The sequence below is a fragment of the Gordonia hongkongensis genome (assembly GCF_023078355.1).
In the GTDB taxonomy this organism is placed as follows: domain Bacteria; phylum Actinomycetota; class Actinomycetes; order Mycobacteriales; family Mycobacteriaceae; genus Gordonia; species Gordonia hongkongensis.
The window spans coordinates 4,014,147-4,030,174 of the sequence record NZ_CP095552.1 but is presented as its reverse complement, the minus strand read 5'-3'; the positions used below and the strand labels follow the sequence as shown (position 1 = coordinate 4,030,174).

The 16,028-nt window shown below is 70.4% G+C and carries 1 protein-coding gene and 2 pseudogenes; all 3 read left to right on the top strand.

Features of this window, described 5'->3' with window-relative positions; translation table 11 throughout:
* Position 1 precedes the first annotated feature (1 nt).
* Positions 2 to 2,896 (top strand): annotated as a pseudogene (locus tag MVF96_RS24705) (non-ribosomal peptide synthetase); the annotation flags it as partial.
* Positions 2,876 to 9,316 (top strand): annotated as a pseudogene (locus MVF96_RS24700) (amino acid adenylation domain-containing protein); the annotation flags it as partial. The pseudogenes MVF96_RS24705 and MVF96_RS24700, both read left to right, overlap by 21 nt.
* Complete coding sequence (locus MVF96_RS24695) at positions 9,302 to 16,012, top strand: amino acid adenylation domain-containing protein (RefSeq protein WP_418930450.1); 6,711 nt, start codon at positions 9,302 to 9,304, stop codon at positions 16,010 to 16,012. The pseudogene MVF96_RS24700 and the gene MVF96_RS24695, both read left to right, overlap by 15 nt.
* The last annotated feature ends 16 nt before the right edge of the window (positions 16,013 to 16,028 follow it).

Here is a 16,028-nt window from a genome sequence, read left to right as displayed (position 1 = left end):
GCTGCCCCCGATCACCGTCGTCGACCCACGGCCGGAGCGGATTCCGCTGTCGTTCGCGCAGCAACGGATCTGGTTCATCAACCGATTCGCACCGGGTGCGGCCACCCACAATCTGCCGGCCGTGTTGCGTCTTTCGGGCGATCTCGACACCGATGCGCTGCACGCGGCGCTCGTCGACGTCGTGCGGCGGCACGAGGTGTTGCGTACGACCTTCCCGGATGTGGAGGGTCTGCCGTACCAACTCGTGCACCCGGAGTCCGCGGTGGACGATCGCCTCGACTGGCAGATCGTCGACTCCGAAGACGCTCTTGTGGCCGCGGCGACCGCGGGTTTCGATGTCACCGAGGACTGGCCGATCCGGGCGCGCCTGTGGCCGGTCGCTCCCGGTGAGTACGTGCTCGCCGTGGTGATGCATCACATCGGTGCGGACGGAGAATCCATGGCACCGCTGGTGTCGGATCTGGTCACCGCCTACGACGCCCGGACAGGTGGGCGTGAGCCCGAGTTCGACCCGCTGGCAGTGCAGTTCAGTGATTTCGCCATCTGGCAGCGCAACGTTCTCGGCGACCCGGACGATCCGGAGTCGATCGTCGGCAGGCAACTGGCGTACTGGACCGCGCAATTGGCCGGTCTCCCGGACGTGCTGGAGCTGCCGGCGGATCGGGCGCGTCCCGCGGTCGCGTCGGGCCGGGGTGCTCGGTACGACGTGGGGATTCCGGCTGACATCGGTGCCCGTATCACAGAGGTGTCACGCGGGGCCGATGTGACGCCGTTCATGGTGGTGCATGCGGCGCTCGCGGTGTTGCTGGCGCGATTGTCGGCGACCGACGACATCGCGATCGGTACGCCGATCGCCGGCCGTGGGCAGGCAGTGCTCGACCCGCTCGTGGGCATGTTCGTCAACACGCTGGTGCTGCGTACGGCGGTCGACGGCGCACAGCCGTTCGAACAACTGTTGGCACAGGTCCGCGAGGTCGACCTGAACGCTTTCGCCCACTCCGACATCCCGTTCGAGACCCTGGTCGATCGCCTGAACCCCGTCCGTTCCGAAGCGTTCTCGCCGTTGGCGCAGGTCATCTTCTCGTTCGACCCGGCTGCTTCGGCGGCGGATGCGATAGGCGACGCGGGTGGGTTGTCGGTCGCCGCATACGACGACGTGGCGGTCGCCGCGCAGGTCGATCTGTGGGTGACGGTGTCCTCGCGACCCGATGGCGAGAACTGGCCGGTCTCGATCATCTACGCGACAGATCTGTTCGACGAGTCGACCGTGGTGGAGTTCGTCGATCGGTTCACTCGATTGTTGGGTGAGTTGACTGCTGTGCCCGAGGTCGCGGTGGGGGATGCGGCGTTCGTGGCGTCGTCGACGGTTGCGGCCATCGAGGCTGCGGAGTGGGGCGACGATGTCGCGTTGCCCGCCGTGCAGACGGTCAGCGAGGCTGTGGCCGCGCAGGCGCAGCGCACCCCCGACGCAACCGCGCTCGTCTTCGGTGAGCGGGAGGTGTCATATGGAGAGTTCTCGGCCCGGGTCAACACCCTGGCCCGTGAACTGATCGCCGCCGGCGTCGGCCCCGATGTCGCGGTGGCGCTGTGTGTTCCGCGATCGGTTGAGATGATGGTGGCCATCCATGCCGTCGTCGCCGCCGGTGGTCAGTACGTACCCGTCGACGTGGCCGCACCCGCGGACCGCGTTCGCTACATGTACGAGACCGCCGGTGCGCGAGTGCTGCTGGTCGCCGACGCGGACGGGGTACCCGGCGCGGTGAACGCCGCGCACGAGGCCGGGGTCCGTGTCATGACCGTCGACGCCTCGGCACTGCTGGACGTCGACGCGGCGTCCGCCGCCCCGGTGTCCGACGAGGAGCGACTCGCGCCGCTGCGCCCGGACGATGCGGCATACACCCTCTTCACCTCCGGGTCGACCGGACGTCCGAAGGGTGTGACCCTGTCCCACGCGGCGGTGCTCAACCGCCTGTGGTGGGGCCTGGACGCGCTGCCGATCGGCCCCGACGACGTCGTGATGCAGAAGACGCCGTACACCTTCGACTGCTCGGTGCCGGAATTGTTCGCGCCGTTGGCGATCGGTGCGCGCGTGGTCGTCCTTGCCGACGGTGGTCACCTCAATCCGCGGCAGGTGGCCGACGAGATCGCCCGCACCGGCACGACGATGGTGCACTTCGTGCCGTCCATGCTCTCGGTGTTCCTCGAGGTCGTCGACCGCGAACAGCTCGCCGCGCTGGACACCCTCCGGATCGTCTCGACCACGGGTGAGGCGTTGCCGCCTGCGGTCGCGGCACCGGTGCGCGAACTGTGGCCGGATGCCTGGTTCTTCAACCTGTACGGCCCGACCGAGGCCGCGGTAGAGATCACGTTCGAGCGGATTCACTCCGTCGCCGCGGATGATCCGACGGTGCCCATCGGTGTCCCGGTCTGGAATTCTTCTGCAGTGGTGTTGGATTCGCGGTTGCGCCGGGTCCCTCCCGGCGTGCCCGGCGAGCTCTACCTCGGCGGGGTCCAACTCGCCCGCGGTTACGCCGCCCGCCCGGACCTCACTGCCGAGAGATTCGTCGCCGACCCGTACGGCGGGCCGGGCTCGCGTCTGTACCGCACCGGCGACCTGGTGCGCCGCCGTCCCGATGGCGTGCTGGAGTATCTCGGTCGCACCGACTTCCAGGTCAAGCTGCGCGGACAGCGCATCGAACTCGGTGAGATCGAAGCGGTCATCGCGTCGGCTCCGGGTGTGGTGCATGCGGCGGCCACTGTGGCGACTGCTCCTGGTGGTGGTGAGCATCTCGTGGGTTACCTCGCCGGTGTGCCGGGTGAGCGTATCGATCTCGATGCGGTGAAGGCCGTCGTCGCGGAAGCGTTGCCGGAGTACATGCGGCCGAGCGTGTGGATGCCGGTGGAGGACATCGCGTTGAACACGGCGGGCAAGATCGATCGCCGCTCGCTTCCGGAGCCGGTGTTCGCTGCCGGTGAGTATGTGGAACCGGCCGACGAGGCCGAGGCTGCCGTGGCGGCGGTATTCGCTGACGTGCTGGGGGTGGAGCGGGTCAGCGTCACCGACTCGTTCTTCGATCTCGGTGGCAATTCGTTGTCGGCGATGCGACTGGCCGCGCGGGTCGGCGAGGTCACCGGGACCGACATCTCGGTGCGTGACCTGTTCGACGCACCCAGCGTTCGCGAACTGGCCAGCGCCAGTGCGGATCTCGATCCCGCGCGCGCACCGATCGTCCCGGTGGTTCCGCGACCCGAACGGATCCCGCTGGCGTTCGCCCAGCAGCGGATGTGGTTCGTCAACCAGGCCGACACCGCCTCGTCTGCCTACAACCTGCCGGTGGTGCTGCGGCTGTCCGGGTCGCTGGACACCGAGGCGCTGCATGCCGCACTCATCGACGTGGTCTCGCGGCACGAGTCGCTGCGGACCACGTTCCCGTCCGCCGACGGCACGCCGTATCAGAAGATCAACCGCGCGACCTCGGTCGCCGCTCGCCTCGACTGGCAGGAGGTGTCTTCGCAGGCGGAGATCGAGGCCGCGGTGTCCGCCGGATTCGACGTCTCCACCGTCTGGCCCATCCGCGCGCGGATCTGGGAGGTGGCCCCGGACGAGCACGTCTTCGCGGTCGTCACCCACCACATCGCCTCCGACGGTGAGTCGATGATGCCCCTGGTGAGCGATGTCGTCACCGCTTATCTGGCCGAAACCGCCGATGCCGACCCGGATTTCGCAGATCTCGAGGTCCAGTTCGCCGACTTCGCGATCTGGCAGCACGACGTGCTCGGCTCGCCCGACGATCCGGAATCCGTTGTCGGTCGCCAGCTCGCCTACTGGGTCGAGCGGTTGGCCGGTCTGCCGGACGTGATCGACGTGCCCACCGACCGGCCCCGCCCGGCTCGTGCCAGCCAGCGCGGCGGACGCGCCTCCTTCACCGTGCCGGCCGAGGTCGGTGACCGGATCGCGCGCGTCGCGCAGGACACCGGCGCCACACCCTTCATGGTCGTGCACGCGGCGTTGGCCGCGCTGCTCTCGCGCCTGTCGGCGACCGACGACATCGCGATCGGCACCCCGGTCGCGGGTCGAGGTCAACGCGTGCTCGATCCGCTGATCGGAATGTTCGTCAACACGCTCGTGCTGCGCACCAGCGTCGACCTCGACCGCGGCTTCGCCGATCTGCTCGAGGCCACCAGGGAGGCCGATCTCGGCGCGTTCGCGAATGCCGATGTGCCTTTCGAGATCGTCGTCGATGCCGCCGGTGCCCAGCGGTCGGCGGCCTTCGCTCCGTTCACCCAGGTCTGGCTCACCTTCGACCAATCCACCCTGCCGGAGCTCGCCGGCGCCGACCTGTCGGTGGGAGAGGTCGCCGGCCTCCAGGTGAGTGCGGTGGACACCGGTCAGACCCCGGCGCGCGTCGACCTGCTCATCGGGATGACCCAGCCCGGCCGCGGCGAGGAGTGGGCGGGCACCATCACCTACGCCACGGACCTGTTTGACGAGTCGACCGCGGTCCGCCTGGGCGAGCAGCTCGTCGGACTGCTGACCGAGGCCGTCGACGATCCCCGGACCCCGCTGCGGCAGATCACGCTCGGCGACACGATGTCGCTGGCCGAACTCGCCCGCGCCGCAGCGCAACCCGAGCCGGAGCGCACAACGGTGTCGATCGCCGACTCCGACGCGGTCGTCACCGGGGGACCGGGAACCGAGCCGGTCGTCCTGGGCGATCTGTTCGCCCGGGCCGCCGCGAAGTGGGGTCCGCGTCAGGCCGTCGTCGACGCCGACAACGTCTGGCTGTCCTACGCCGATCTCGACGCGCGGTCGAACCGCCTGGCGCGCTGGATGATCGGTCAGGGCATCGGCCCGGAGAAGCTGGTCGCTCTGGCGATCGGCCGCTCCGCGCAGTTGCTCGTCGCGATCTGGGCGGTCGCCAAGACCGGTGGTGGGTATGTGCCGATCGACCCGGACTATCCCGCCGAACGGGTGGCGAACATGGTCGAGGACTCGGGTGCGATCCTGGGCCTGGCCGTCCAGGCGTCGGGAACCCTTCCCGGGGAACGCTTCTCGTGGCTCCGTCTCGACGACGCCACGCTGTCCGCCGAGATCGAGACACTGTCCGACGCGCCGATCACCGCAGCGGATCGTCGTGGGCCGGTGCGGGTGGACAACGTCGCCTACGTGATCTACACCTCGGGCTCCACCGGGCGACCGAAGGGTGTCGCCGTGACCCACTCCGGCCTCGCGAACTTCGCCGCGGAGGAGATTCGCCGGTCGGGTGCCGACGAGTACTCGCGGGTGCTCGGCTTCGCCTCGCCCAGCTTCGACGCGTCGGTGCTCGAGTACCTGCTCGCGATCGTGTCCGGCGGCGTGTTGATCTACCGCCCCGCCGACGCGGTCGGCGGCCCGCCGCTGCAGGACCTCATGATGCGGCAGGCGATCACCCACACGTTCCTGACGCCGACCGTGCTCGCGACCATCGAACCGCAGGCCGTCCCGGCCCTCCGGGTCGTCTACGCCGGTGGCGAGGCCGTGCCGCAGGCGCTCAAGGACAGCTGGGCGCCGTTCCGGCGGATCCAGAACCTCTACGGCCCCACCGAGACCACGATCGGCGTGACCATCAGTGCGCCGATGGCGGTGGGCGAGCCGGTTTCGCTCGGCGGCCCGCTCGCCGGCGTGGGCCTGATGGTGCTCGACGCGCAGTTGCGTCCGGTCCCCATCGGGGTCGCAGGTGAGCTGTATGTCAACGGCGGCGCGCTGTCGCGCGGATACCTCGACCGTCCGGGCCTGACCGCCGATCGGTTCGTGGCGAACCCGCACGGTCACCCGGGTGACCGGATGTATCGCACCGGTGACATCGTGCGCTGGAAGCAGGATTCCGCCGGCGCCCCGGTCATCGAGTACTCCGGGCGCAGCGACGACCAGGTGAAGCTGCGCGGTCTGCGCATCGAACTCGGTGAGATCGAGGCAGTTCTCGCCGAGCATCCGGCGGTCCGCTCGGCCGTGGTCGTCGGTGTCGGCGGTTCGGTCGCCACCGCACTGGCCGCCTACGTGGTCACCACCGGGGCCGAGGTCGATCCGGCAGAGCTGAGAGCATTTGTCGGCGAACGACTTCCGGCGCACATGGTGCCGGCATCGGTGGCGGTGCTCGACGAGCTCCCGCTCACCCCGGTCGGCAAGCTCGACAAGGCGGCGCTCCCCGCACCGGTGATCGAGGTCGGTGAGATCGTGGCACCGGAGACCGACCAAGAAGTCGCGGTCGCCGCGGTGTTCGCCGAGGTCCTGGGCATCGACCAGGTCAGCGTGACCGAGTCCTTCTTCGACCTCGGTGGCAACTCGCTGTCGGCGACGCGCGTCGCCGCCCGGGTGGGCGAGGTGCTCGGCGTCGAGACCTCGGTGCGCGACCTGTTCGAGGCGCCGACGGTGCGTGCGCTGGTGGGCGAGGTGTCCGGACACGCGGAGGCGCTGCCCCCGATCGTCGCGAATGCCGAACGGCCGGAACTCGTCCCGCTGTCGTTCGCGCAGCAGCGGATGTGGTTCATCAACCAGTTCGATCCGTCGCTGCCGACCTACAACATCCCGGTGGTGTTGCAGGTGACCGGACCTCTGGACACCGGCGCACTGCATCAGGCGATGGCCGACGTGGTGGGGCGCCATGAGGTCCTGCGCACCACCTTCCCGTCCGTCGAGGGGGCGGCGTATCAGCTGATCCACCCGCGCGAGCAGATCGCCGAACGCCTCGACTGGGGCATCGTGGCGGATCAGCACGAACTGGAGAGCGCGATCGTCGCGGGCTTCGACGTGAGCGCCGACTGGCCGGTCCGTGTGCGGGTCTGGCCGGTCGAGCCGGGGCGGTCCGTGGTCGCAGTGGTCGTCCATCACATCGCAGCCGACGGCGAGTCGATGAATCCGCTCCTGGCCGACGTGATGAACGCCTACGACGCACGGGTCGCCGGGCGGGCACCCGACTTCGAACCGCTCGAGGTCCAGTTCGCCGACTTCGCGCTCTGGCAGCACGATGTCCTCGGCGACGGGTCCGACCCGGACTCGGTGATCGGCGCCCAGTTGTCCTACTGGGCAGACAAACTCGCCGATCTGCCCGAGGTGCTCACGCTGCCGTTCGATCGGCCGAGGCCGCTCGTCGCCTCGCAGCGGGGCGGCCGGGTCGGTGCCGCGATACCGGCCGAGATCGGCGACCGCGTGCGCGACCTCGCTCGCGAGGCCGACGCGACGCCGTTCATCGTGGTACATGCGGCGCTCGCGGTTCTGCTGGCGCGTCTGTCGGCGGGGGAGGACGTGGCGATTGCGACGCCGGTGGCCGGACGCGGCCAGCGTGTCCTCGACCCGCTGGTCGGTATGTTCGTCAACACCCTCGTCCTCCGCACGCAGATCGCCCCGTCGATGACGTTCGCCGAACTCCTCGAGCAGGCGCGCGAGACCGATCTCGAGGCGTTCGCCAACGCCGACGTCGCGTTCGAGACGCTCGTCGAGCGACTCAACCCCGTACGGTCGGAGGCGTTCGCACCACTGGCGCAGGTCATGCTGACCTTCGGTCAGACGGCTCTCCCCGAGATGGGAGCCGACACGGCCCCGGCCTCCGTTGCCGGTCTCGACATCGAACCGATGTCGCCCGCAGACCCGCCGGCGAAACTCGACCTCACCGTCGGTGTCACCGTCCCCGAGCGCGACGGCGACTGGCCGCTCGAGTTCGTGTTTGCACGGGACCTCTTCGATGAGGACACCGTGGCTCAGCTGGCCCGCAGGTTCGTCGCGATCCTCGATCAGCTGACGGCGCGGACCGAGGCGCCGGTGGCTGAGGCGGCGCTCCTCGAACCCGCCGAGGTTGCGGACATACTGCGTCGGTCCCGTGGCACCGAGATCGTCATCGCAGCGGAATCCGTTGTCGCCGGGGTAGAGGCCGGCACTACCCGGCATCCCGACACGATCGCGCTGACCTTCGCTGACCGTGAGCTGTCTTATCGCGAATTCGGAGCCCGGGTCGCAGATGTGGCGCGCGAGCTGCTGGCGCTGGGCGTCGGTCCCGACGTCGCGGTGGCGGTGTGCATCGATCGCGGCGTGGAGATGGTCGTGGCGGTCCACGCGGTGACCGCGGCGGGTGGACAGTACGTGCCCATCGACACCGCGGCCCCGGGCGACCGCGTGCGCTACATGGTCGAGACCGCGGCCGCGCGGGTCCTCCTCGTCGGACCGCGGCCCGTGGCGGCCGACCTGTCCGGTCTCGACGACGGGATCCGGCGCGTCACCGTCGATTCGACCCGCGACATCGATCAGTCGACTCCGCCGGTCACCGACGCCGAGCGCGTTCGGCCCATCCGCGGTGACGACGCGCTGTACACCCTGTTCACCTCGGGTTCGACGGGACGGCCGAAGGGCGTCACCGTCTCGCACGCGTCCGTGGCCAACCGGTTGTGGTGGGGACTCGACGAGTACCCCTGGACCCTGGGCGATCGCATCATCCAGAAGACGCCGTACACCTTCGACGTCTCGGTGCCGGAGCTGTTCGCGCCGTTGCTGACCGGGGCGACGATGGTGATCGCCGAACCGGGCGGTCACGCCGACCCGCTCTACATCGCCGACCTGATCGCGTCCAGCGGTGCCACCTCGGTGCACTTCGTCCCGTCGATGCTGTCGGTGTTCCTCGATGTCGTACCGGCCGAGACGATCTCGCGCCTGGGTACGCTCCGCTGGCTGTTCGCCTCCGGTGAGGCGCTACCGCCCGCGGTGGTGGCCCGTGCCCACGAGCTGCTGCCACACGTGCGGATCGTGAACCTGTTCGGTCCCACCGAGGCGGCGGTCGAGGTGGCCTACGCCGACGTGACCCGGGCACCGTCGGTCGTGCCGATCGGCGTGCCGGTCTGGAACACGACCACCCATGTGCTCGACGCGCGACTGAATCCTGTCCCGACGGGAGTCCCGGGTGAGCTCTATCTCGGTGGCGATCAGGTGGCACGCGGGTATGCCGCGCAACCGGGATTGTCCGCCGAGCGCTTCGTGGCCGACCCGTTCGGCCGGCCCGGCTCGCGGCTCTACCGAACCGGTGATCTCGTGCGGTGGAACACCGACGGGGAGATCGAGTACCTCGGCCGCACCGACTTCCAGGTGAAGCTGCGCGGCCAGCGCATCGAACTGGGCGAGATCGAGTCCGTCGTCGCGGCCGCGGCCGGCGTCGTGCACGCCGCGGTGACGGTGGTCGACGCGCCGGGGGGCGGACAGCATCTGGTCGCCTATGTCGCGCCGTCGACCGTGGACCTCGAGGTCCTGCGCGACGCGGTGACACAGGCACTCCCGGAGTACATGCGTCCGACACTGTGGATGCCGATCGACGACGTCGTGCTGAACAGCGCGGGCAAGCTCGACCGCCGCGCCCTGCCCGCCCCCGACTTCGCGGGGCTCGACGCCGATCACGTCGCGCCCGCCAACGCGACGGAGGAGACCCTGGCGAGCATCGTGGCGGGTCTGCTCGGACTGGAGCGGGTCTCGGTCACCCAGTCGTTCTTCGCGCTCGGCGGCGACTCGATCATGTCGATCCAGCTCGCCTCGGCGGTTCGCGCGGCCGGGTTCACGCTGACACCGCGAGACATTTTCGAGCAACGGACCATCCGGGCGATGGCCCGCGTGGTCGCCGGCGAGGCCCACCGCCTGCCGGCGCTCGACGAACCCGCGGGCGGCGCGCACGGCGACCTGCCGCTGCTGCCGGTGATGTCGTGGATGATCGAACACTCTTCGGAGCCGGGCGATTTCGCGGACTTCTCGCAGTACCGGGTGCTTCATGCACCGTCGGGGCTCACCGTGGACGCGTTGTCGGAGTTGCTGTCCGAGCTCATCGCGGTGCACCCGATGCTGTCCGCGCGTCTCACCCGCAACGGTGACCGCTGGCGACTCGTCGCCGGTTCCGGCGTGAGCCCAGATGGTTCGGGAACCGATGGCCCGAGCGCAGCGCCGTACGTGTTCGCGCGGTCCTCGGCCTCGTCGGTGGGTACCCCCGGCCACGACGAGGATGTGCGCGCCGCGCATGGCGAGGCGCTGGCACACCTCGATCCGTCGACCGGTGTACTCGTCGCGGCGGGCATCGTCACCGACGTCGACGGCGTCGGCCGGGTCGTCCTGGCGATCCACCATCTCGGTGTCGACGCGGTGTCCTGGCCGATCATCGTCGAGGACCTGGTGACCGGATGGGCGCAGCGGGCAGCGGGTCAGCCGATCGCCCTGCGTGCCGAGGCGACGTCCGAGCGGGCGTGGGCCCACGCGGTCGGCGCACAGGCCGACCGGCGCGCCACCGAGCTGCCGTACTGGCTCGAGCGGCTCCCGGCCCGGCCCACTGATCTCGGGATCGACTTCGACGCGTCGCGGGACCGGTTCGCCACCGAGGTGTCGGTGGTCCACTCGTTCGACGCGCAGGTGACCGAGGCCGCGCTGACCTCGGTGCCGGAAGCGTTCCGCGGCAACGCCAACGACGTCCTGTTGGGAACGTTCGCACGGGCGGTCCGGTCGTGGCAGGCCGCGCGCGGCATCGCCGACGTCGCACCCGTGACGGTCCTGGTCGAGGGCCACGGCCGCAAGGACGAGATCGTCACCGCCGACGGCGAACGCGCCGTCGACCTGTCCCGCACGGTCGGCTGGTTCACCACGATCGCCCCGGTCGCCGTCGATCCGTCCACCGACGTCGCCCATGCGGTGAAGTCGGCCAAGGAGGAACGCCTCGGGCAACCCGACGGCGGGCTCGGTTTCGGTGTGCTGCGCTACGGCGCCGATACCGAGCTGTCGCAGCGTCCGCTGCCGAGCATCGGGTTCAACTTCTTCGGCGCCGGACGCGCGGGACGCCCCGCGGCCGAACCCGAGCACGACGTCATCCCGTTCACCGGCGCGCCGAGCGCACCGGGGATGCCGCCGTCGGTGTCGGGCGCGATGGTCGCGCTGAACCCGTTGAGCGTCAACGTCGGAACGCAGAGCGACGGCGATGCCCGGCGCCTGACGGCCAACTTCACCTTCCCGTCGGCACTGTTCGGGACCGACGACATCGCCTCGCTCGCCGAATTGTGGGCGGATGAACTCGTCGCGCTCGCGCAGCACGTCGCCGCGGTCGGCGACCCGGGCCGCTCGCCGTCGGACGTGCCGGGCACGCCCGTCACCCAGGCCGAACTCGACGCGCTCGCGGTGCGTTTCCCGGGTGCGGACGTCTGGCCACTCACGCCGCTGCAGTCCGGTCTGTACTTCCAGTCGCAGATGGCGTCGCGAGACCCGTCGGCCGTCGACGATGGGCTGTCGGCGGGAGCCGCGAGCGTGGACGTCTACGTCACCCAGGCGGTCCTGCACCTCGGGGGCGACATCGACCGCTCGCGATTGCGGTCGGCCGCAGAGGAACTGGTGGCCCACCACCGGGTGTTGCGCAGCGGGTACGTGCGTACGCCCGGAGGTGCACTGGTGACCGTCGTGCCCCCGCGCGTCGACCTGCCGTGGTCCGAGGTGTCCCTGGAGGCGGGTCTCGACGACCTCGGGGCCGCACAGCGGGTGCGCGAGATCGCCGACGCCGAACGGATCACGCCGTTCGATCTGGAGAATCCGCCGCTCATGCGGTTCGTCGGTGTCGAGCACGCCGCCGGTTCCGCGACGACGCTGAGCCTGATCGTGACCAACCACCACATCCTGCTCGACGGCTGGTCCGGGCCGCTGGTCCTCGCGGACCTGCTCGCGCTCTACGCCGGGGTCGGCACGTACACGGCCACCATCGCCGCGGAGACCGACTTCGGCGATCACGTCCGGCGTCTCGCCGCCACCGACCGGGCCGCAGGTCTCGCCGCGTGGCGGGAGGTGCTGTCGCCGCTCGAGGAACCGACGCTGGTTTCCGGCGCCGAGGAGGCCACGACCACCTCGTTGCCGCGCAACCACGAGGAGTGGATCGACGCCGGGACGACGGCCGCGATCAATCGGCTCGCCCGCGAGCGCGGGGTCACGGTCAGCACGATCCTGCAGTTCGCGTGGGCGGTACTGCTGTCGCGGATGACCGGTAACCGGGTCGTCGCCTTCGGTGAGACCGTGTCGGGCCGCCCGTCGGACCTCGATGGTGTCGAGGGCATGGTCGGCCTGTTCATCAACACGGTCCCGAGCGTCGTCGACGTCGATCCGACCGCCGCCATCGGTGACGTGCTCGCCGCGATGCAGGCCGACAAGGTCGCAGTCCTCGACCATCAGCACGTCGGCCTCGCCGACCTCACCGCGCTGGCCGGGATGGGTGCCCTCTTCGACACCCTCACCGTGTTCGAGTCGTTCCCCGTGGACTCCGACTCGCTGTCGACGGCGGACACGTCGCTGGCCGGTGGTCTGCAGATCGTCGGCGTGGATGCCGACGACTCGACGCACTATCCGCTCAACCTCGCGTCGTCACCGTCGGGCGATCGCCTGCTGCTGAAGCTCAAGTACCTCCCGTCGGCCTTCGCCGACGACCAGGTGCGGGTGTTCGGTGCGGCACTGCGCGAGATCCTGCGGACGACCGTCGACGATGCGGATCGGCCGACCTCGGCGATCGCCCTGCTCGACGCGGCGGCAGCCGCCGAACTCGCCCCGGTGAACGGTCCGGCGGCGCCGGAGCCGCGACTGCTGGGCGAGGTCTTCGCCGACATCGCGGCCACGCATGCCGAGACCGTCGCGGTCACCGACGGCACCGGCGCATCGCTCACCTACGCCGAGCTCGACGAGCGCTCGAATCGTCTCGCGCGGTGGATGACCGGTCGGGGGATCGGCGTCGATCACGTGGTGGGGCTCGCGGTGGGACGCACCGTCGACCGTCTGGTCGGGCAGTGGGCCCTGGCGAAGCTGGGTGCGGCGTACCTGTCCGTCGACCCGACGCTGCCCGCCGATCGCATCGCGCACATGATCACCGATTCCGGTGTGCGACTGGTCATCACGTCCGATCGACGAGGACCGGATTCGGGCGTCGACGTCCCGGGCGAGGTCGAGTCGATCGATGTGCACACCCTTTCCGAGGCGGTGCGCAAGGTCGACGGCAGTCCGCTCACCCCGGGTGAGGTGTCGGGTGCCCCGCGTCTCGACGCGCTCGCCTACGTCATCTACACCTCCGGCTCGACCGGTGTGCCCAAGGGTGTCGCGGTCACCCATCGTGGTGCACACGCCTTTGCGGTCGCCGAGGCGCAGCGGTTCGGTATCCGTCCGGGTTCACGTGTACTCGGTTACGCCTCACCGAGTTTCGACGCCTCGGTGCTCGAGTGGCTGCTCGCCTCGACCTCGGGTTCGACGCTGGTCTACCGGCCGGACGAGGTCGTCGGCGGCGAGGTGCTCACCGGATTCCTCCGCGAGCACGCGCTGACGCACGTGTTCCTGACACCGAGTGTGCTGGCGACGGTCGAACCCGACGAGCTGCCCGCACTGCGGATGCTCGCCTCGGGTGGCGAGGCGGTCTCGGCCGCACTCGTCCGCGCGTGGTCGCACCGGGTCGCGTTCCACAACGCCTACGGTCCGACGGAGACCTCGGTGGCGGTCACCATCAGCGGTCCGCTCGATCCGGACGGACCGGTGACCATCGGCGCGCCCGTGCCGGGTACCGGTCTGCTGGTCCTCGACCAGCGCCTGGCGCCGGTGCCCGTCGGGATGGCCGGCGAGCTGTACGCCACCGGCGTCTCGCTGGCACGCGGTTACCTCGGGCGCCCGCAACTGACCGCCGAACGGTTCGTGGCGTCCCCGTTCGGGGTGCCCGGCGATCGCATGTACCGCACGGGCGACCGTGTCCGGTGGGTGCGCTCGGCGTCGGGTGAGCTGGTGCTCGAGTACCTGGGACGTTCGGACGACCAGGTGAAGCTGCGCGGGCTGCGCATCGAACTGGGCGAGATCGAGAACGCGCTGTCCTCGTATCCCGGTGTCCAGACGGCCGTGGTGCTCGGGGTGGGCGGGTCGGTCGCGACCGCCCTGGCCGCCTACGTCGTGCCGACGTCGGACGCGCAAGCGGGCGGGGCCGCGGCCGTCGACGTCGGCGAGCTGCGCGACCATCTCGCGGATCGGTTGCCGTCGTACATGATCCCGGCGACGATCACGGTCCTCGACGCCCTGCCGCTCACCCCGACGGGCAAGCTGGACAAGCGGGCCCTGCCCGCCCCGGAGATCGCGGCGGACGACCTCGTGGCCCCGGAGACGGTGGCCGAGGCGCGCGTCGTGGCCGTCTTCGCCGACCTGCTGGGCGTCGACGCGGTGTCGGTGACGGGTGACTTCTTCGCCCTCGGCGGCAACTCGCTGTCGGCGACCCGCTTGGCTGCACGCGTCGGCGACGCGTTGAACGCCGACATCGGCGTCCGGGACGTGTTCGAGTCGCCCACCCCGCGGGCCCTGGCCGCTCTCGGAGAACACCGCGGCGGGTTGCGCGCTCCGGTGATCCGGGTCGAGCCCAGACCGGCGGAGATCCCGCTGTCGTTCGCGCAGCAGCGGATCTGGTTCATCAACCGCCTCGACCCGGCGTCGGCGGCGTACAACCTGCCGATCGGTGTCGAACTCGGCGGCGAGCTCGACGTCGAGGCCCTGAGCGCGGCGATCGGCGACGTCGTCGCCCGGCAGGAGATCCTGCGGACCACCTTCCCCGCCGTCGACGGCCGGCCGACGCAGGTCGTCCACGACGCCGAGGGTCCGGCGGCACTGCCCCGGCTCGTCGAATGTGCCTCGGAGGCCGAGCTCCTCGACGCACTGTCCGCCGGGTTCGACGTAACCACCGAGGTGCCCGTCCGGATCCGGTTGTGGCAGCGCGGTGAGGGTTCGTGGGTCCTGCTCGCGGTGCTGCATCACATCGTGGGCGACGGTGAGTCCATGCGGCCCCTGATGACCGACGTAGTGACCGCCTACCGCGACCGGGCCGCGGGCCGGACACCGGACCTGCCGCCGCTGCCGGTCCAGTTCGCCGACTACGCGCTGTGGCAGCAACGCGAGCTCGGGGCGGTCGACGACCCGACGTCGGTGGTCGGCCGGCAACTGTCGTACTGGCTGCGTCAGCTCGCCGGGGTTCCCGACGTGCTGGAGTTGCCCGCCGACCGCCCGCGCCCGACCGTGGCGTCGATGCGGGGTGCGCGGGTGGACTTCGAGATCCCGCACGACGTCGCGGCGCGGATCTCGGCGCTGGCGCGCGATCGCGGGATGACGCCGTTCATGGTGGTGCACGCGGGCCTGTCGGTGCTGCTCGCCCGGGTCACCGCGACCGACGACATCGCGGTGGCCACGCCCATCGCGGGTCGCGGACGCGCCGAGATCGATCAGCTGATCGGTATGTTCGTCAACACCCTGGTCCTGCGGGCCGAGGTCGACCCGTCGATGAGCTTCGCCGAACTGCTCGAGGACACCCGGGTCGTCGACCTCGACGCCTTCACCAACGCCGACGTGCCGTTCGAGACACTGGTCGAACGTCTGAACCCGACCCGGTCGAGGGCGTTCTCGCCGCTGGCACAGGTCATGCTCACGCTGACCAACGCCGGCAGCGGTTCACCGGTGCTCGAGGCGGAGGGGCTGCGGGTCGCGCCACTCGAGTCGCCGGTCACGTCCGCCCAGCTCGACCTGACGGTCGCGGTGGTCGCCCGTCCGGACCGGTCCTGGTCGGCGTCGATGGTGTACGCCACGGACCTGTTCGACGAGGGGACCGTCGAACTGCTCGCGCAGCGCCTGGTTACGCTCCTCGACGGGCTCACCGCCCGACCGGATGCCGCGGTCGGGGAGTGTCCGCTCGTGACGCCCGCGGAACGTGATCGCGTGCTGGCGTGGTCGGCGGGTGCCGCGACGCGGCCGACCGGTGCGACCCTGCCGGGCATCATCGGATCCCGGCAGCCCGGCGCGGGGGAGCCGGGAGTCGGCGAGAACGGTGTGGCCGGCCGCGGGGTCGGGTACAACGGTCGCGGCGGGTACAACAGTCGCGGCGGGTACAACGGCCTCGACGATCCTGACGGGTACAACGGCCTGAACGGGGACGCGGGTCGCTACGGTGACGATGGTTCCGACGGCAGTGGTCCCGGTGGGGATGACTGAGCGCAGCGAACACACG

Bases quoted from the DNA above. Each gene is read 5' to 3' on its own strand.
- MVF96_RS24695 (WP_418930450.1), top strand. From the start codon at position 9,302: ATGCGTCCGACACTGTGGATGCCGATCGACGACGTCGTGCTGAACAGC.